General features: G+C 71.2%; 15 protein-coding genes and 1 tRNA gene. 10 read left to right on the forward strand and 6 right to left on the reverse strand.

What is annotated here, in order from left to right; genetic code table 11:
• Window position 1: 1 nt before the first annotated feature.
• Both C4K88_RS02195 and C4K88_RS02200 read left to right on the forward strand, forming a co-directional pair.
• A complete protein-coding gene (locus C4K88_RS02195) occupies window positions 2–526 on the forward strand; it encodes a hypothetical protein (RefSeq protein WP_241521660.1) in 525 nt (174 codons plus the stop codon).
• 134 nt (window positions 527–660) lie between these two features.
• Window positions 661–1,170: a tetratricopeptide repeat protein gene (locus C4K88_RS02200; protein ID WP_104119980.1), complete on the forward strand. Its 510-nt coding sequence runs from the start codon at window positions 661–663 to the stop codon at window positions 1,168–1,170.
• 184 nt (window positions 1,171–1,354) lie between these two features.
• On the opposite strand, the gene C4K88_RS02205 is transcribed toward C4K88_RS02200, so the two are convergent.
• Window positions 1,355–2,305, reverse strand: a complete 951-nt coding sequence (locus C4K88_RS02205; RefSeq protein WP_104119981.1) for an NAD(P)-dependent alcohol dehydrogenase — start codon at window positions 2,303–2,305, stop codon at window positions 1,355–1,357.
• A 184-nt stretch (window positions 2,306–2,489) separates the two neighbouring features.
• Between C4K88_RS02205 and C4K88_RS02210 the strand changes: the two genes are divergently transcribed.
• The gene (locus C4K88_RS02210; RefSeq protein WP_104119982.1) at window positions 2,490–3,278 is read left to right on the forward strand and encodes an SDR family NAD(P)-dependent oxidoreductase; all 789 of its coding nucleotides are present in this window, start codon (window positions 2,490–2,492) and stop codon (window positions 3,276–3,278) included.
• A gap of 30 nt (window positions 3,279–3,308) precedes the next feature.
• On the opposite strand, the gene C4K88_RS02215 is transcribed toward C4K88_RS02210, so the two are convergent.
• From C4K88_RS02215 to C4K88_RS02225, 3 genes are all read right to left on the reverse strand, one after another.
• On the reverse strand, window positions 3,309–4,094 hold the full coding sequence (locus tag C4K88_RS02215; protein WP_146065584.1) for a TspO-related membrane protein: 786 nt from the start codon (window positions 4,092–4,094) through the stop codon (window positions 3,309–3,311).
• Window positions 4,095–4,205: 111 nt separating this feature from the next.
• On the reverse strand, window positions 4,206–4,949 hold the full coding sequence (locus C4K88_RS02220; RefSeq protein ID WP_104119984.1) for an ABC transporter permease: 744 nt from the start codon (window positions 4,947–4,949) through the stop codon (window positions 4,206–4,208).
• Window positions 4,950–4,957: 8 nt separating this feature from the next.
• Window positions 4,958–5,776, reverse strand: a complete 819-nt coding sequence (locus C4K88_RS02225; RefSeq protein WP_104119985.1) for an ABC transporter ATP-binding protein — start codon at window positions 5,774–5,776, stop codon at window positions 4,958–4,960.
• 227 nt (window positions 5,777–6,003) lie between these two features.
• Here C4K88_RS02225 and C4K88_RS02230 point away from each other — a divergent pair, with 227 nt between their 5' ends.
• The gene (locus tag C4K88_RS02230; protein WP_104119986.1) at window positions 6,004–7,080 is read left to right on the forward strand and encodes a 2,3-butanediol dehydrogenase; all 1,077 of its coding nucleotides are present in this window, start codon (window positions 6,004–6,006) and stop codon (window positions 7,078–7,080) included.
• Between the two features lie 46 nt (window positions 7,081–7,126).
• Here the strand turns inward: C4K88_RS02230 and gad are convergent, their stop codons facing one another.
• Both gad and C4K88_RS17580 read right to left on the reverse strand, forming a co-directional pair.
• Window positions 7,127–8,506 (reverse strand): glutamate decarboxylase, encoded by a 1,380-nt coding sequence (gene gad / locus C4K88_RS02235; protein ID WP_104119987.1) that lies wholly within the window; start codon window positions 8,504–8,506, stop codon window positions 7,127–7,129.
• A gap of 29 nt (window positions 8,507–8,535) precedes the next feature.
• Entirely contained in the window at window positions 8,536–10,617 is a 2,082-nt protein-coding gene (locus C4K88_RS17580; RefSeq protein ID WP_206604329.1) for a chloride channel protein, read from the reverse strand.
• A gap of 137 nt (window positions 10,618–10,754) precedes the next feature.
• Between C4K88_RS17580 and C4K88_RS02250 the strand changes: the two genes are divergently transcribed.
• From C4K88_RS02250 to C4K88_RS02275, 6 genes are all read left to right on the forward strand, one after another.
• Entirely contained in the window at window positions 10,755–12,068 is a 1,314-nt protein-coding gene (locus C4K88_RS02250) for an ATP-binding protein (RefSeq protein WP_104119988.1), read from the forward strand.
• A gap of 113 nt (window positions 12,069–12,181) precedes the next feature.
• A tRNA-Arg gene (locus C4K88_RS02255) sits at window positions 12,182–12,254 on the forward strand.
• Window positions 12,255–12,357: 103 nt separating this feature from the next.
• The gene (locus C4K88_RS02260; RefSeq protein WP_104119989.1) at window positions 12,358–13,089 is read left to right on the forward strand and encodes a DUF4129 domain-containing protein; all 732 of its coding nucleotides are present in this window, start codon (window positions 12,358–12,360) and stop codon (window positions 13,087–13,089) included.
• Window positions 13,086–13,544 (forward strand): hypothetical protein, encoded by a 459-nt coding sequence (locus tag C4K88_RS02265; protein WP_104119990.1) that lies wholly within the window; start codon window positions 13,086–13,088, stop codon window positions 13,542–13,544. Before C4K88_RS02260 ends, C4K88_RS02265 begins: the two co-directional genes overlap by 4 nt.
• Complete coding sequence (locus C4K88_RS02270) at window positions 13,541–14,599, forward strand: AAA family ATPase (RefSeq protein WP_104119991.1); 1,059 nt, start codon at window positions 13,541–13,543, stop codon at window positions 14,597–14,599. The genes C4K88_RS02265 and C4K88_RS02270 overlap by 4 nt, the downstream gene beginning before the upstream one ends.
• A complete protein-coding gene (locus tag C4K88_RS02275) occupies window positions 14,592–16,118 on the forward strand; it encodes a DUF58 domain-containing protein (protein WP_104119992.1) in 1,527 nt (508 codons plus the stop codon). Before C4K88_RS02270 ends, C4K88_RS02275 begins: the two co-directional genes overlap by 8 nt.
• The last annotated feature ends 16 nt before the right edge of the window (window positions 16,119–16,134 follow it).

Raw genomic sequence — 16,134 nt, forward strand, 5'->3', positions numbered from 1 at the left:
CGTGGAGTGCAGCGCTGATTCCGCGGTCCGGGTCGGCGGACAGTCGCGCACGGAGCTCCGCCGCTCACTCCGCGACGCCGGCGTGCGCCTCAACGCGCACGCGGAGACCCTGCTCGCCCACCCCGCGTTCGACGACCCCGGCGAGCGAACGCTACGCATCGTGGAGCGGACCGTGGAGGACCTCGGCCTGGAGGAGGGCGCCGTCCAGTCGCGGGTGTTCGCAGCGGCGAGGAGCCTGGGCCTCGAGCTCTGCCCACTGGTGGCAGGCCCCTACCTCCGGCTGGCACTGACCGATCAGGCGGACGCACCGGATTCGGTCCTGTCCGCGGGTCGCGCACCGACCGGCGCGATCCACCTCGCGTCCGAGCCGATCAGCGACGACGTGGAGTACCCCAAGGGCTTCTACCTCCGGGTCGTGGATGGACAGTCCTGGCTCCGGGGCTACTGCTGCGATGACACGTATGTATGGGCTCCGGAGCAACGGATCGCGTTCGTCGTACCCGAGGGCCGTCCGAGCGCCGGCTGACCTGGTCAACGGGCACCCGGGACGGGTCCCCGGCTCCACTGCACCTGACCGGGGAACTCGCCGAGGACGGGGAGCCTCGTCCCACCGGCCGGCCGGGACGATGGTCGGATGGCCCCGTGTGCGAGAGTGGCGCCATGACTCTGGATGACGAACTCGACCTGATCGTCGGGCGCCGGGACCGCAATGACATGCAGCCGACCATCGATGCGCTGCTTCCTCTCCACGCCGCGCACCCCGAGGATGCGCGCGTGCTCTACGAAGTCGGCGGCGCCTACGACACCGCCGGGCAGGAAGACCTCGCACGGGGGTTCTACGAGAAGGCTCTCGCTGCCGGGCTCGAGGGTGACCTGCTGCGCCGGTGCTACCTCCAGTACGGGTCGACGCTCCGGAATCTGGGCGAGTACGGGACGTCGCTCGAGGTCTTCGGAACAGCGCGCGCGACGTTCCCCGGCTCCCCCGCCCTGGGTGTCTTCGAAGCCATCACCCTGCACGCCGCGGGTAGGCCGGATGCAGCCGTCGCTGCGTTGCTGGAGCTCGTGGTGGCCCACCTCGACACCCCCGACGTCGAGCGGTACACACAGGCGATCAGGGGCAATGCGGCCCACCTACGCCGGCTAGGCGAAGCAGCCGGACACCGCCCGTAGGGACCACGGCAGAACGTCGGGATCGGGCGCATCGAAGGAGCGCCGGGACCTTTGATCGAGCTACTCCGAGGAGACGTGGTCGTCCTGGCGTAGCGCGATGATCGCCTTGGCGACGTACACGACAGCCCCGATCGCGAGGATGCAGGTACCCAGGATCAGGTACCAGGTGTCAGCACCGATGGCGTCAGGGGACGACGACGACCTTGCCGAGCGCCCGCCCGGCGCCGACGTAGGCGAGTGCCTGCGGTACCTCGCCGAGCGGGAAGGTGCGGTCGATGTGTATGCGGAGATCGCCGTCGATGCACCGCTGAGCGACGGGCTCGAAGGACGCCGGGCCCTGCCGGACGGCGAGGATCCCGATCCGTCGTCCGGTGAGGAGGCCCGCAACGGCTCCGACGGTCGCGACCTGCAGGAGCGTCCTGACGGGTCCGCCGACGCAGAGATACCGGCCGCCACGCGTCAGCGCCCGCCGGCAGGCCATCGCAGAGCGGTGGGCGACGAGGTCGAGCACCAGGTCGTAGGGCTCGAGCCGGGTGAAGTCCTGGCTGCGGTAGTCGATGACCTCGTCGGCCCCGAGGTCCCGCAGGAAGTCGAGCTTGCCGGCGTTGTCCACCCCGGTCACGTGGGCACCCGAGAGCCGGGCCAGCTGGACCGCGAGGGACCCCGACCCGCCACCGGCCCCGTTGATGAGCACGCGCTGCCCGCGGCGAGCGCGGGCGGTCCCCTGGAGGGCGATCGCGCCTGCCTGCGGCAGCGTCGACGCCTCCGCGAAGGTCAGCTCGGCGGGCTTCGAGGTGAGCGCCGCCTCGGGCACGACCGAGTACTCGGCGAAGCCGCCCTTCAGTCCGAGGTTGTCCCCGTACACCTCGTCGCCGGGCCGGAACCGGGTGACGCCGGAGCCGACGGCGGTCACCCGTCCGGCGATGTCGGAGCCCAGCACCCGGCGGGCCGGGGCCCGCAGTCCTCCGATCCGTGCGTACAGCGGGGTGCCGCGCAGCCCCTCCCAGTCCGAGAGATTGACCGACGTCGCGGCGACCTCCACGAGCACCTGGTGGGCCCCGGGTACCGGCTCCGGGACGTCCCGGAGCTTCAGCACGTCCGGTGGACCGTAGCGCTCGTACACGACGGCCTTCATGCGGTGCTGCCCTGGGTGGAAGATCCGGAACCGGCCATGCGGGTCAGGATACGCCGGGGACGAGGATCGCGCTGCACTCTCGGAGGACGCCCGGGTCCGCGGCGAGGACGACACTGCAGGGCACCCCTGTCGCCGCCCACCGTTGTACTGTCGACACCCGATGTCCCTAGCCCAGGAGGCCCCCATGAGTGTTCACTTCGCCGGCACCACCGCCCTTGTCACGGGCGCCAGTTCCGGCCTGGGCGCCGAGTTCGCCCGGGTCCTCGCCGCACGCGGCGCAGATCTCGTCCTGGTTGCACGGCGCCTGGACCGGCTGGAGGCCCTGGCGCGGGAACTGGAGACGCGGCACGGCATCACGGCGCGGATCCTCGGTGCCGACCTGGGCGAGCCCGCAGCATGGGCCCGGGTGAGGGCCTTCACCGACGCGGAGGGCGTCCGGGTGTCCACGCTCGTGAACAATGCCGGCTTCGCGACGTACGGTGTTCTCGCCGAGACCGATCCCGGCCGCGCCGACGAGGAGGTCCGGCTGAACGTGGGGGCGCTCACCGCCCTGACCCGGCTGTACCTGCCCGATCTCATGAGCGAGGGACGAGGTGCTCTGGTCAACGTCGCCAGTACTGCGGCGTTCCAGCCCGTCCCGTCGATGGCGGTGTACGGGGCGACGAAGGCCTACGTGCGCAGCTTCACCGCGGCGGTGGCGTGGGAGACCCGCGCGACCGGCCTGCGGGTGACCGCCCTGTGTCCCGGCGCGACGAGGACGGAGTTCTTCGACGTGGTCGGGTCCGAGGACGCGAAGGTCGGCCGGTACCAGAGCGCCGGGCAGGTCGTCCGCAGGGCGATGCGCGCTCTCGACGCACGGCGGACCCCTCCCGTCGTCGTCTCGGGTGTCGCCAATCGGGTCGGCGCAGTGCTGGGACGGCTGGCACCGGAGCGGCTGGGACTGCCACTGACCGAAGCACTGATGGGACGCTAGCCGGCAGTGCCCGACGGAACACAGCAGCCGTCACCGCTTCCGGATCCAGGCGGCCAGCAGGACGACGGCGGCCCCCGCCGCGGCTGCTGCGGCCGACGTCGACCGTCTGCGTTGCCCGAGCATCACACCGGCGAACGCCCACAGGAGCGTCCCGGCGTAGGACCGGGAGGAGACGCTCGCCCGCTCCGGGCCGGCCGCGACCCTGGCGCCGAGCGCGCCGAGCACCGACAGGAGGCTCACCCCCGCCACGGCGGCCTTCGGCCCGGCTGGAACGATCTCCTCGGCCACGAGCACGGCCGCCAGGTTCACGCCGCATGCCGCCTGCCCCCAGGCGGCCAACATGCCTGCTGCGGGTGCAGCCGCGGCCACCTCGGCAGCGCTCAGCCCGCCCTCCGCCTCCGCCCGGGCGATCCGACGTCGTCCCGAGTCCGCCAGCACGGCGAGCGCCATCAGCGCCGCCTGCGCACTCCAGACCCTGCCCGACCTCGCCAGCGGCGCCCAGAGCCCGGCCGCGGCGAAGGCTCCGGCCAGGGGCCAGCCCGCCGACCGCCAGACCTCGCGCGTCCGGGCGGGGCCCCGGGCCTGATGGGCCGCGTATGCGATGGACGAGGCGAAGATCGGGAACCAGACGGCGAAGGCGTACGGGGCCGGCTGGATCACGTCGGGTGGTGCGTCCCCACCACGGAACCGTGGTCCGTAGAACGTGGGCAGCAGCACCTGGGCGGCAGCAGCGACGCAGGTGAACACCTGGCGGGAGGAATCCCCCGAGGCCGCTGCCCACATACGGCCGGCGCTGCTGGGACAAGAGGCGGTCATGGGGCTCCTCATCGTGTGACGTGGGTCCGGCTGCGGATATGGTCCACGGTACGGACCAACTCGCTGCAGGTCACCCCTTCACTTCCCGCACCGCAGCGCGGCGGCCGACGTTCAGGAGGTCTGCCGCCGCAGGGTCAGCGACGCCAGCACCAGGACGCCCACCACGAAGGCCGCCATGATGCCGGCGTCCTGCCACAGGGCGGTCGTCGCATCGGCGTTGGCCGCGATCTCCTGGAGGGCATCGACCGAGAACGTCAGGGGCAGTACGTCGGAGACGGCCTCGAGGAAGCCGTTCATCTGCTCCCGGGCCACGAAGAGCCCGCACAGCAGGATCTGCGGCACCACCACCACGGGCATGAACTGCACGGCCTGGAACTCCGTGCGGGCGAACGCGGAGCACAGCAGCCCCAGGGCCACCCCGAGCACCCCGTTGAGGACGGCGATCATCACCACCAGCCCGGCGGCCCCCTGGATCTCAAGTCCGAAGATCCAGTACGCCACGGCGGTGGCCACGATCGACTGCAGCGCCGCCATGATGGAGAAGGCCGCAGCGTAGCCGAAGAGGAGATCGGCCTTGTGGAGGGGCGTGGTCAGCAACCGTTCGAGCGTCCCGGACGTCCGCTCGCGGAGCATCGTGACCGAGGTGACGAGGAACATCACCACGAACGGGAAGATGGCCAGCATCGTCAGGCCCACGCGGTCGAAGGTCCGCGGGGCCCCGGGTGGCAGGGTCTCGTTCTCGAACAGGAAGTAGACGACGGCCAGCAGGAGCGCCGGCACCACCAGGATCAGCGCGACGCTGCGGTGGTCGTGCCGCAACTGCTCCAGCACACGAACGGTCGTGGCGAGCATCATCCGCGGGTTCATCGTGGCGCCCCCCTCTGTGCGGCCGGGCCCGGGTCCGGTCCGGCGGTGCCCTCCTCGATGATGCGCAGGAACGCTCGCTCGAGGTCGCTGCTGCGACCGCGCTCGGCGAGCTCGCCGGGGGTCAGTTGCGCGAGCAGCAGCCCGTCGCGCAGGAGCAGCAGTGACGAACAGTGCGAGGCCTCCTCCATCACGTGGCCGGACACCAGCAGCGTGGTTCCTGCCTCCGCCATCGCGGCGAAGCGCTGCCACAGCTCGGCCCGCAGCACCGGGTCGAGGCCCACCGTCGGTTCGTCCAGTAGCAGCAGCTGCGGATGCGCGACGAGCGCGCAGGCCAGCGACACGCGGCTGGACTGCCCGCCGGACAGGTCCGCCGTCTTCTGCCCGGCGAACGGGCCGAGCCCGACGGCGGCGATCGCCTCCGCGGTGTCCGCCGCCGTAGCGCCGTGCATGGCCCCGAAGTACCGGACGTTCGCGTCCACGCTGAGGTCCCCGTAGACGCTCGGTGCCTGCGTGACGTAACCGACGTCGTGCCTCAGCGAGCGCTCGCCGGCCGGACGGCCGAGCACGCGGAGGGACCCGCCGGTGATCCTCTGCACGCCCACGATGGTGCGCATGAGGGTGGTCTTCCCGCTGCCGGACGGTCCGAGCAGGCCGGTGACCCGGCCGCGTTTGATGGTGAAGTCGACGCCCCTCAGGATCCTGGTGCGGCCCCGCGAGACGTGCAGCGCCACGGCCTCGACGGCTGCGGACGCGGCTGGGGCGGGAGCAGCATCACCGCCCCGGGGCACTGCACTGTTGTCTGCAGCATGGGACATCGTGGCCTCCCGCGGTCTCGACCGCTTGATCGGCCACTTCATCGACCGACGAATCGACGCTAGGCCCGATCGCCGTCGACCGTCAATGGATTGCTGCCGTCACGCCCGCGACGGGTGGGACGGGTCCAACGACGACGGTGTGATCTCCGCTGATCCGCTCATTTCCGACGACCTACCATGAACTACGGGCGTGGGCTCGCCACGTGCGAACGAGGTTCGGAGGAACCATGAGGACAGCACGCTATTACGGACGAGGCGATATCCGGATCGACGACGTTCCCGAGCCCGAGGTGGGGCCGGGCACCGTAGGCATCGACGTAGCCTGGTGCGGGATCTGCGGTACTGATCTGCACGAATACCTCGAAGGGCCGATCTTCTGCCCCACCCACGACACCCCGCACCCGATCTCGGGCGAAACCCTGCCCATCACGCTGGGCCACGAATTCTCCGGCGTCGTCTATGCCGTCGGCGACGGCGTGGAGGACCTCGCGGTGGGCCAGCACGTCGTCGTCGAGCCCTACATCATCAGCGACGACGTCGACACCGGCCCGGAGAGCACCGACTATCACCTCTCCGAGAACATGAACTTCATCGGCCTGGCCGGACGCGGCGGCGGACTCGGCGAGAGGATCGCCGTGCAGCGACGCTGGGTGCATCCGATCGCGGACTCGGTGCCCCTGGATCAGGCAGCGCTGATCGAACCCCTGTCGGTGGGCTACCACGCCGTGAACCGGTCCGGGGCCAGGGCCGGGGACGTGGCACTGGTGGGTGGCGCGGGACCGATCGGCCTGCTGACCGCGGCCGTCCTCAAAGCCCTCGGCGTCACGGTGGTGATGTCCGAGCTCAGCCCCCTGCGTCGCCGGAAGGCGCTCGAGTCAGGGGTGGCCGATCATGCGCTGGACCCCCGTACGACGGATGTCGCCGCTGAGGTCCGCACGCTGACCGGGGGCAGGGGCGCGGATGTGGCGTTCGAATGCACGAGCGTGCAGGTGGTCCTGGATACCCTCATGGACGCACTGCGTCCCACCGGTGTGCTGGTCGTGGTCTCGATCTGGGGCAAGCGGTCGGACTTCGACATGCACAAACTGGTGATGAAGGAGATCGACCTGCGCGGCACGATCGCCTACGTCAACTCCCACCCCGCGACCATCGAACTGGTGGAGTCGGGGAAGATCGACCTCGCCCCCTTCATCACCGGCAGGATCGGGCTGGACGGCCTCGTGGAGGAGGGGTTCGACACACTGATCCATCGGAACGAGACGGCTGTGAAGATCCTCGTCTCACCCTCCGGCACGGGCCTCTGACCGCGGCGCGGCGGACGGACAGTCTGCCTGCCGCGCCCGTTGCGGGTCAGTGACCCGGTCCGGTGAGGATCCTGTTCCGTTCGGACTCGTGCACGCCCCCCTTCTTCGCCAGGGTGGCGCATGCCTCGTCGATGTCCCGGGCGAGCGTGTCGACCTGCTCGCGGCTCATCGTCTCCTTGACGAGGGCCCGCATGATCGTCACGTCCTGGGCGTTCGGCGGCAGGGTGTAGGCCGGCACCATCCAGCCGCGCTCGGCAGAGAGCTGCCAGGCGATGTCGAATTCGTCGTAGCCGGTCTCCTCGGCGAGCCGGAACGCGACCAGGGGAAGCTGCTCCTCGCCGGCGCCGATGATCTCGAAGCGGCCCATGGCGGCCAGCTTCTCGGCGAGGACGCGCGCGTTGGTCTGCATGTTCTGCATGATGTACGTGTATCCGGCACGCCCGTAGCGCACGAAGTTGTAGTACTGGGCGAGGACCATCGCCGAGCCGGTGGAGAAGTTCAGGGTGAAGGTCGAGTCCGTCTTGCCGAGGTAGTTCTCCTCGAAGACGAGCTCCTTGGCGAGGTCGGCCGTCTCCCGGAAGATCAGCCAGCCGATGCCGGGGTAGACCAGGCCGAACTTGTGTCCGGAGACGTTGATCGAGCGGACCTGCTCCAGCCGGAAGTCCCACTCCGAGTGGGGGTAGAGGAAGGGCCAGACGAACCCTCCGCTCGCAGCGTCCACATGCATGGGCACGTCGAGGCCCCGCTCGGCCCTGATCCGCAGCAGCAGGTCGTTGATGCCGACGACGTCGTCCTTGTGCCCGGTGAACGTCGTGCCCAGGACGGCCGCGACACCGATGGTGTTCTCGTCGATGTACGGCTCCACGTCGTCCGGGCCGATGGTGTACTTCCCCGGCTGCAGGGGAACGATCCGCGGCTCGACGTCGAAGTAGCGGCAGAACTTCTCCCACACCACGTGCACGTCGCCGCCGAACACCAGGTTCGGGCTCGACGTCGACGCTCCGGCGGCCTCGCGGCGTTTCCGCCAGTTCCACTTCAGGGACAGGCTGCCGAGCATGATCGCCTCGGACGAACCCTGGGTCCGGGCACCCGTCGTCTCGCCGGGGGCGTGGAAGAGGTCGGCGAGCATCCTGATGCAGCGCTGCTCGATCTCGGCGGTGCGGGGGTACTCGGCGTGGTCGATGAAGTTGCGGTGCAGGTTCGCGGCGATGATCTGCTGGGCCTCCGGCTCCATCCAGGTCGTCACGAAGGTCGCCAGGTTCCGGGCGGGGTCGCCCTCCAGCGCCAGGTCCTCCGCGACGAGGTGGAGGGCATCCTGGGCGAACATGCCGGTGTCCGGGAACTCCCGGCTCGGCACCTCCTGGGTGACGAAGCGGTTGCCGAACAGTGCTGCATCGGCAGCCATCTGCCGTGAATCGATGGACATGATGTCTCCTTCAGGAACGGTTGACGGGTCTACGGATGGATTCCCTGGTCCGCGTGAACCGGGGTACCGGAGGGTTCCGGGGTGAGCATCAGGACCGCTCCGGTGAGGAAGCACAGGGCTCCGACGAACGTGCCGAGACCGGCGAGACCTGCGTTCAGGAGCTCCCCGCTCGAGGGCAGGACGAAGGCCGCGACCGCTGAGACTCCGAAGGCGACCGACCCGGCCACGTTGATCACGCTGATCGTCCACGTCCGCGGCCGGGGCCGGCCCCGGCCGGCAGTGCGGCCGGCAGAGCGGAGCACCACGCCGCTCGACACGAGGAAGGCCACCGACCCCAGCACGTCCGGCCGCCACACCCGCTGATCGGCAAGCGCTGTATCGAGGTTCACCGGCATCGCGTTCGCCGTACTCCAGTTGAACCAGAGCGTGCCGGCGAGTTGGACTGCACCGGCGAGCCAGAGGGCGTTCCGCGGCGCCCAGACCCAGGACGAGCGGCGGACCGCGGCGCCCCCGCCCGGGAGCGCGCCGACGGCTTCGCGGTACTGCAGGTACGCGGCATTCGTGAAGAACACGGAGCCCACGAAGAAGGTCAGCCCGGTCCAGCGCGGTCCCACGGCCTCGGCGTAGAGCGGCACCGCGCCCAGGGCGAACAGACTCGAACCGATGATGAACAGCCAGGCGATCCGGAGGTCCCGGGCCGCCGATCGGCCGGAGGCCGCGGTGGTCGAGGTGGTGTTCCGTGGTGCACGGCGTTCCGTGGCGCCGACGTCGCCCGGTGGACCGGGCTCCTTCGGCCGGGACTCCTTCGGCCCGGGGACGGGGAGCACGGTGATGATCACGAAGGCAACGGCCACGGCCACCACCACCTGGGGTGTCACGGCAACCCCGTCGACGCCGAGGAGCAGCGTGGCCAGCAGCGTCGAGGTCAACGGCAGCCGCAGCATCGCCGCGCACATCGCGCCCATGCCCATGCCGATGCCTGCCGAGAGGGTCATTCCCGGCAGTCCGCTCGCAGCGATGCCGAGTGCGGCTCCGATGAACATCGAGGGGAACACAGGCCCACCACGGAAGGCGCTGAGCGAGAGTGCGTAGACCAGGGTCTTGCACACGATCAGCAGGGCCAGCAAGGGCAGCGCGTAGTCCGCCGCGTTCCCGACGAGTTCCGGGAGTGCCTCCTGCCCCGAGAACAGCACCTGGGTGAACGTACGGCCGGTGATCACCTGGTAGGCCATCGCTGTCATGCCGATCAGCGCACCGAGCGTCGTGGTCACGAGGATGCGGTTCCAGTGCACGACCGGGCGCAAGGACAGCGCACCCCAGCGGATCACCCACCCGAGCAGGGCGCAGACAACACCCATGAGAACCGCCCAGCCCAGCATGGCGACCGTCGGCGGTTCTGCGGGCGGCACCGAGGGCAGCGCCAGGGAGAAGCTGCCCAGCCCGGTCCAGCCGTCCAGTCCGACGAACACCAGCGCCCCGATGCCCGAGGCGAGCAGTCCGGGCAGGGCGACCAGGCTCAGGGTCATCCCCCCGATCCCGGCGGCTTCCATGATCAGGAAGGCGCCGAGCACGGGAGAGCCGAGCAGGGTACTGATCGCCGCGAAGCTGCCGGCCGACGCCATGATCGTCAGCGCCATCGGAGGGGCGTCCTTCTTCACCAGGTGCACCGCCAGCGCTCCGAGGCCGCCACCGATCGCGATCAGCGGGGCTTCCGGTCCGAGCACCGCACCCAGGCTGAGCGTGGTCAGCGCCGCGAGCACGATGCCGACGAGCTCCCGGCCGGTGGGCGGAGCACCGCCGGTCGCGAAGCCGCGGGCGGGTGAGTGGCCTCCGGTGCCGGGCAGGAACCGGATGGTCGACGCCGTCAGCAGCCCGCACAGCATCAGCCACGGGACGGGCCACCACGCGGGTGTCGGGCTGCCGAGGATCGCCTCCGGCAACCCGACGAAGATGAACTGCTGGAGCGCTGCGACGACGGCCAGGAAGCCGTACGCGAGGATCGAGACGGGGACGCCCAGGATCGCGGCCAGGATCAGCGCAGCGATGTACGGCTTGGAACGCATCACCGCGACCGGGTCGGTACCGGGTGACGACGGGGCAGGCACGCTCATGCCCGGAAACCTAGCGCTTCCGGTGCCGTCGACCATCACCAGTGGCGGGTGAATCAGGCGCGGAGACCGTCCGAGGAACTTCGCGCACCCCCGAACCGTGCAGAGGTGAAGGAGTACAGGGCCTGGAGGAGACACGGATGACCAGCTGGCGGATCAGGGATTTCCACTCGGCGGACCTGGACGGGATCCTGCATCTGTGGGAGACCCTCAAGGCGAGCGACGTCGACCCGGTGTATGCCCTCTCCGAGGTGCTCGCCTCCTGCGAGAAGGATCATGCCGTGGTCGCCGTGCAGGCCGACCGCATCGTGGGTGCGGCGGTCGGACGCGCGGCGCACGACCAGGGCTGGATCGTCTTCCTCGCCACGCTTCCGGACTTCCGCGGCCGTGGCATCGGCACGGCCCTGCTGGCGGCGGTCGAGAACAGCATGTCGCCGCACGGGCTGAACAAGCTCTCCGCCCTGATGCCGGAGTCGGAGACGAGGGTGGAAGCGTTCCTGGGCCGTGGGTTCGCGCTGAAGAAGAACCTGCGGTACTTCGAGCGCACCATCCCCGTGCAGCGTCAGGAGCTCGGGGCCCTGGGGCAGCTCGGCGGGCGCATCCTCGCACGCGACCAGTGGGAGAAGGTGGCGGGCATGCGCAAGGAGAAGGAGCTGCTCGAGCGCCGCCTGGTGCTGCCCCTCGCCGAAGCGGATCTCGCCGACGAGTTCGGTGTCGTGCCGCCGCGCGCCGTCGTCCTCTTCGGCCCACCGGGGACCGGCAAGACCACCTTCGCCAAAGCCATCGCCTCCCGCCTGGAGTGGCCCTTCGTGGAAGTGTTCCCCTCCCGCCTGGCGGCCGATCCCCAGGGGCTGGCCGGGGCGCTCCGCGAGACCTTCCTGGAGATCGCCGAGCTGGAACACGCCGTGGTGTTCATCGACGAGGTCGAGGAGATCGCCTCGCACCGCTCCGGTGAGCCGCCCTCGCCCCTGCAGGGCGTCACCAACGAACTCCTCAAGATCATCCCGGCCTTCCGCGAACAGCCCGGGCGGCTGCTGGTCTGCGCCACCAACTTCATCCGGTCCCTGGACTCGGCGTTCCTCCGGCACGGGCGGTTCGACTACGTCATCCCCATCGGCCTTCCCGACCGTCAGGCCCGCGATGCCATGTGGCGACGCTTCGTCCCCCCGTCGGTGGCGGACGCCGTGGACGTGGCGTTGCTCGTGGACCGCACCGAGGGCTTCTCCCCCGCCGACATCGAGTACGCCGCCCGCAGCGCCTCGCAGCGCGCACTGGAGAAGGCCGTGTACGACGACGGCGGTCAGACCGGCGGCCGCCCGTCCGTCCGCGCGGCAGACCGCAAGGGACCCACCACGCAGGACTATCTGGACGCCATCGGGGAGACCCGGACCACCGTCAGCCACGAGGTCCACCAGGACTTCCTGGAGGACATCGAAACCCTCGGGCGCGTCTGACGGCGCTCCTGCTGGCGGCCCGGCGCGCCGCTCTCAGCGCCGGCGTTTTCCCCACGCATGCGCCACCTGCTAAGCTCGATAAGTCCCTCACGGGTACGGGAGTTTCCGTATCTGCCTTCGTAGCTCAGGGGATAGAGCGTCTGCCTCCGGAGCAGAAGGTCGTAGGTTCGAATCCTATCGAGGGCACATCCACCGCCGTCGGCCATCAGGCCGGCGGCGGTTCTGTTTTGGTAGGCTCCACAGGATGCGGCCCTCGTGGTCCGCACGAGTACCTACCGACGGGGGGAACGTGGGGACGACAGCCGGACCGCCGCGCGCCCCCGCCGTCCTGACCCTGGTCGTCCTCCTCCTCGCCGTGGTCGCTGCCGCATTCCTCGGCGAGTTCTCCGCCGACCCCGTGACAGTCGGTCCGGACTACTCCTCCCAGCAGACGGAGCCGCCCACCCCGCCCGAGACCGTCACGGCACCGCCAGTACCCGACGGCGAGCCAATCGTCGTCGACGGCGGCACCCTGGCCGCGGCCACCCTGGTGCTCCTCGTGCTCGCGCTGGCTCTCCTGACGCGGTTCCTGATGCGGTTCCGCGGCCGGCACGGACCCGACGGGGATCCGCCGGAGCACGCCGACCTCCATAACGGCGGGACCTTCGCCCTGGTGTCCGTCGCCCTGCCGGGCTGGGCGAAGGAGTCGCAGGCGGCACTCGTGACCGGCGGTGACACGACCGACACGATCATCCGCTGCTGGCTCGAGCTCGAGCGCGTCTGCGCCGAGGCCGGCGTGGGACGCGCGCCCACGCAGACGACGTCGGACTTCGCCTCCGCTGCGGCGGCCGCCCTCGGACTCCCGCCCCGACCTCTGACCACCCTCAACCACCTGTACCAGCGCGCCCGCTTCGGGCAGGCCGGCCGGAGCATCTCCTCCGACCCCCTGGGTCCCGCCGACCGCGATGCGGCGGCCGCTAGCGTCGACGAACTGGGACGGGCCCTTGCCGGCCGAGCCCGGCGCCCGGAGGTCAGGCCGTGAAGCGGTCGGCGTGGGCCATCACGGCAGTCCTGGTCGGCCTCGCCCTGGTCGCGGCGTGGTTCTTCGGGCTCGATGCGCGCCACGCCGTGGTCCTCGTGGGCGCAGCAGCCGCTGCGGGAATCGCGAACGGCGTCCTCGACGCCGTCGACGTCCCGCGGATCGTCCTGCCGCGCCTGCCCGAGCCGGAGCGCGGCCTCGCCGACCTGCAGGCGCTCGAGTTCTCCCTGGCGTCGGCCGAGCCCGGCGCGCGCGCGGTCCTCGAGCTGCACGCCCTTGCACTCTCGGTGGCCGTGGCCCGGCCCGGCGCTCCCCGCAGTGAGGCGCTCGACGCCTTCCTCGCGAAAACCCAACCGCCTGCCATGACCCACCGCGAGTTCCAGCTGCTCGGCGCGGAACTGGAGCGCATCGTCCTCTCCCCCGTGCCCGAACCGACCCCTTCCCAGGAGGCCCCATGACCGAGCCGAACACCACTCCGCCGGGCGCTGGTCAGCTTCCGGGCGCCGGTCAGCTCCCGGGCGCCGTCCTGACCGGCCCTGCCGACAGCACGGACGCTGGGGCAGCCGAAGCCGCCCGGGTGGGCCGGGAGGTCCTCGACCGCGCCGGGACCGTCGTCGTCGGCGCGGAGGGAGCCCTCCGCCTGGCCCTCGCGGCGGTGCTCGCGGGCGGCCACGTCCTGTTCGAGGACCTGCCGGGCCTCGGCAAGACCCTTGCGGCCAAGACTCTCGCCCAGACGCTGGGGCTCGATTTCCGGCGCCTGCAGTTCACGCCCGACCTCCTGCCCTCGGACGTGACCGGCTCGTCGATCTTCAACCCGGCCACGCGGGAGTTCGAGTTCCGGCCCGGCCCCGTCTTCGCAGGGCTGTTCCTCGCCGACGAGATCAACAGGACGTCCCCGAAGACCCAGTCGGCGCTCCTCGAAGCGATGGCAGAGGCGCAGGTCTCCGCAGAAGGCACCACCCTGCCGCTCCAGCGGCCCTTCCACGTGTTCGCCACCTCCAACCCCATCGAGTTCGAGGGCACCTACCCGCTGCCCGAGGCGCAGCTGGACCGGTTCATGGTCCGCCTGCGCTTCGGCTACCCCGGCCCCGGAGGTGAGCAGGCCATCATCACACGGCGCATCACGCGGCGGCAGGACGAGACGCAGGTGGCGAGCGTGATCACGGCCGAGGGGCTGCTCCGCCTGCAGGCCGTCGTCGAGTCGGTGGGCGTGGACGACGACGTCATCGACTACGCGGTCCGGCTCACCGCTGCGACGCGGACCCATTCCGCGGTCGAGGTGGGGGCCTCCCCGCGGGGGTCGCAGGCGCTGGTCCTGCTGGGCCGCGCGCTCGCCGTCCTCGACGGCCGGACCTTCGTGCTGCCCGAGGATCTGAAGGAGGGCGCCGTGGCCGTCCTCGCCCACCGGCTGACGCTGACGCCGTCGTCCTGGGCGCAGGGCGTGGCGACGGAGAAGGTGGTGCGGGACGTGCTGGCCGACGTACCCACCCCGCCGACCGTGCACCGTGGCTAGGGCCACTGCGGCCGTCCGCTCCCCGGTCTGGGCGCTCGCGGTCATCCTGGTACTCGTCTGCGCCGTGGCGGGCCTGGTCTCAGGCCGCCCGGACACCGTGGCTCTCGCGGCGCCGTTCGCCTTCCTCGCGCTCGCCGGTCGCGCAGGGCCGAAGTCCGGGAGCACGTGCGCGGTGCGTATCGTCCCGGACCGATCTGCGGACGCCGGTGGCCCGCGGCTGCGCGTGCTCCTCACGTCGAGCGAGGCTGGCCGCGCCTCGGACCCCGGACGCCTGGTCGTCACGACCCTGGCCGCTCCCGGCTTCCCGCCGGACGCCGTCGTCCTGCTGACCGGCGAGGAGTGCCCGGTCCTGGTGGACGCACCGCCGTCGGGGGAACGGGACGTCCTCGCGTACGGTGCCGCATCCTTCACGGCCGACCTGGCCCGGCCCACCCCCTTCGTGCCGGCGCCGCCGGTGCGCGTGAGCATCCTCCCGCCGGTGGGGCCGGTGCTTGCGCGGTCGGTCTCCCGGCGGCTCGTGGGCCTCGCCGGGACGCATCGGTCGGGGCGTCCGGGCGACGGCGGGGAGCTGCGGTCCGTCGGTCCCCTGCAGCCCGGGGACCAGCTCCGGCGGATCGACTGGCGCGCCACCGCCCGACGGTCCACCGACCAGGACCGGCTCATGGTGCGGCGCACCTTTGCGGATGCAGAGGCCTCGGTGCTCCTCGTCGTCGACCAGGCCCACGACCTGCCGTCCTCGACCGCCCACTGGTTCGTCGCGACTCCTCCGCGTCTGGCCGCCGGGTCGCTGCACGTGGCCCGGGCAGCGGCGGCGACGGTCGCGGCGTCCTACCTCGCCGTCGGAGATCGCGTGGGCCTCGAGGACCTGTCCGGCACGCGCCGTGCCCTCCGCACGGCGGCCGGAGCGCGCCACCTCGAACAGGTCCGGGTGCGGCTTGCGGGCACGGCCGTGGTGCCACGGCGGCGGCGCCGGAGGGACCCCGTGCCGCCACAGGGCGCCGTCGTCGTGGTGTTCTCCGCCTTCCTGGACGCCGAGCCGGCACGTCTGCTGCGACTCTGGCATGCACAGGGGCACGTGGTGGCCGGGATCGACTGCATGCCGCCGCTGGACAGGACGGAGACGACGACGGCGCAGGCCGAGGCAGTGCGGCTCACGCTCCTGCGGCGTCGCCTGCTCCTCGAGGGCCTTCAGGACAGCGGCATCCCGGTGATCGCCGGAGTCCACCCCGGCCGAGCGAGTGGTCTCGAGGACCAGCATCCGGCCCGGAACCCGGCCCGGACGAACGGCCTCGGCGCGCCGGGGCTCGGCACACAGGGTCCAGAAACGCCAGGCCCTGGCACACCCTCCGGGCCAAGCTCCGGGCCGGGCTCCGGCAGGCCGTCCGGGCCGGACCGTGGCAAACTGTCCGGGCCGGACCTCGGCAGCTCTTTCGGGCCGGACCTCGACACCGGGTTCCGGCTGCTCGCACGCCAAGCCGCACGGCGTGCCGGTCAGGGCTCGGGCCGGAGAAGCTCGTGAAGCCGCAGCGATTCGC

Source organism: Arthrobacter pityocampae (genome assembly GCF_002927275.1).
GTDB classification, from domain to species: Bacteria; Actinomycetota; Actinomycetes; order Actinomycetales; family Micrococcaceae; genus Arthrobacter_D; species Arthrobacter_D pityocampae.

Excerpts from the sequence above, each read along its gene's own strand:
- C4K88_RS02230 (WP_104119986.1), top strand. The coding sequence starts at position 6,004 with ATGAGGACAGCACGCTATTACGGACGAGGCGATATCCGGATCGACGAC.
- C4K88_RS02200 (WP_104119980.1), top strand. The coding sequence starts at position 661 with ATGACTCTGGATGACGAACTCGACCTGATCGTCGGGCGCCGGGACCGC.
- gad (WP_104119987.1), bottom strand. The coding sequence starts at position 8,506 with ATGTCCATCGATTCACGGCAGATGGCTGCCGATGCAGCACTGTTCGGC.
- C4K88_RS02220 (WP_104119984.1), bottom strand. The coding sequence starts at position 4,949 with ATGATGCTCGCCACGACCGTTCGTGTGCTGGAGCAGTTGCGGCACGAC.
- C4K88_RS02205 (WP_104119981.1), bottom strand. The coding sequence starts at position 2,305 with ATGAAGGCCGTCGTGTACGAGCGCTACGGTCCACCGGACGTGCTGAAG.
- C4K88_RS02250 (WP_104119988.1), top strand. The coding sequence starts at position 10,755 with ATGACCAGCTGGCGGATCAGGGATTTCCACTCGGCGGACCTGGACGGG.
- C4K88_RS02210 (WP_104119982.1), top strand. The coding sequence starts at position 2,490 with ATGAGTGTTCACTTCGCCGGCACCACCGCCCTTGTCACGGGCGCCAGT.
- C4K88_RS02225 (WP_104119985.1), bottom strand. The coding sequence starts at position 5,776 with ATGTCCCATGCTGCAGACAACAGTGCAGTGCCCCGGGGCGGTGATGCT.
- C4K88_RS17580 (WP_206604329.1), bottom strand. The coding sequence starts at position 10,617 with ATGAGCGTGCCTGCCCCGTCGTCACCCGGTACCGACCCGGTCGCGGTG.
- C4K88_RS02215 (WP_146065584.1), bottom strand. The coding sequence starts at position 4,094 with ATGACCGCCTCTTGTCCCAGCAGCGCCGGCCGTATGTGGGCAGCGGCC.
- C4K88_RS02270 (WP_104119991.1), top strand. The coding sequence starts at position 13,541 with ATGACCGAGCCGAACACCACTCCGCCGGGCGCTGGTCAGCTTCCGGGC.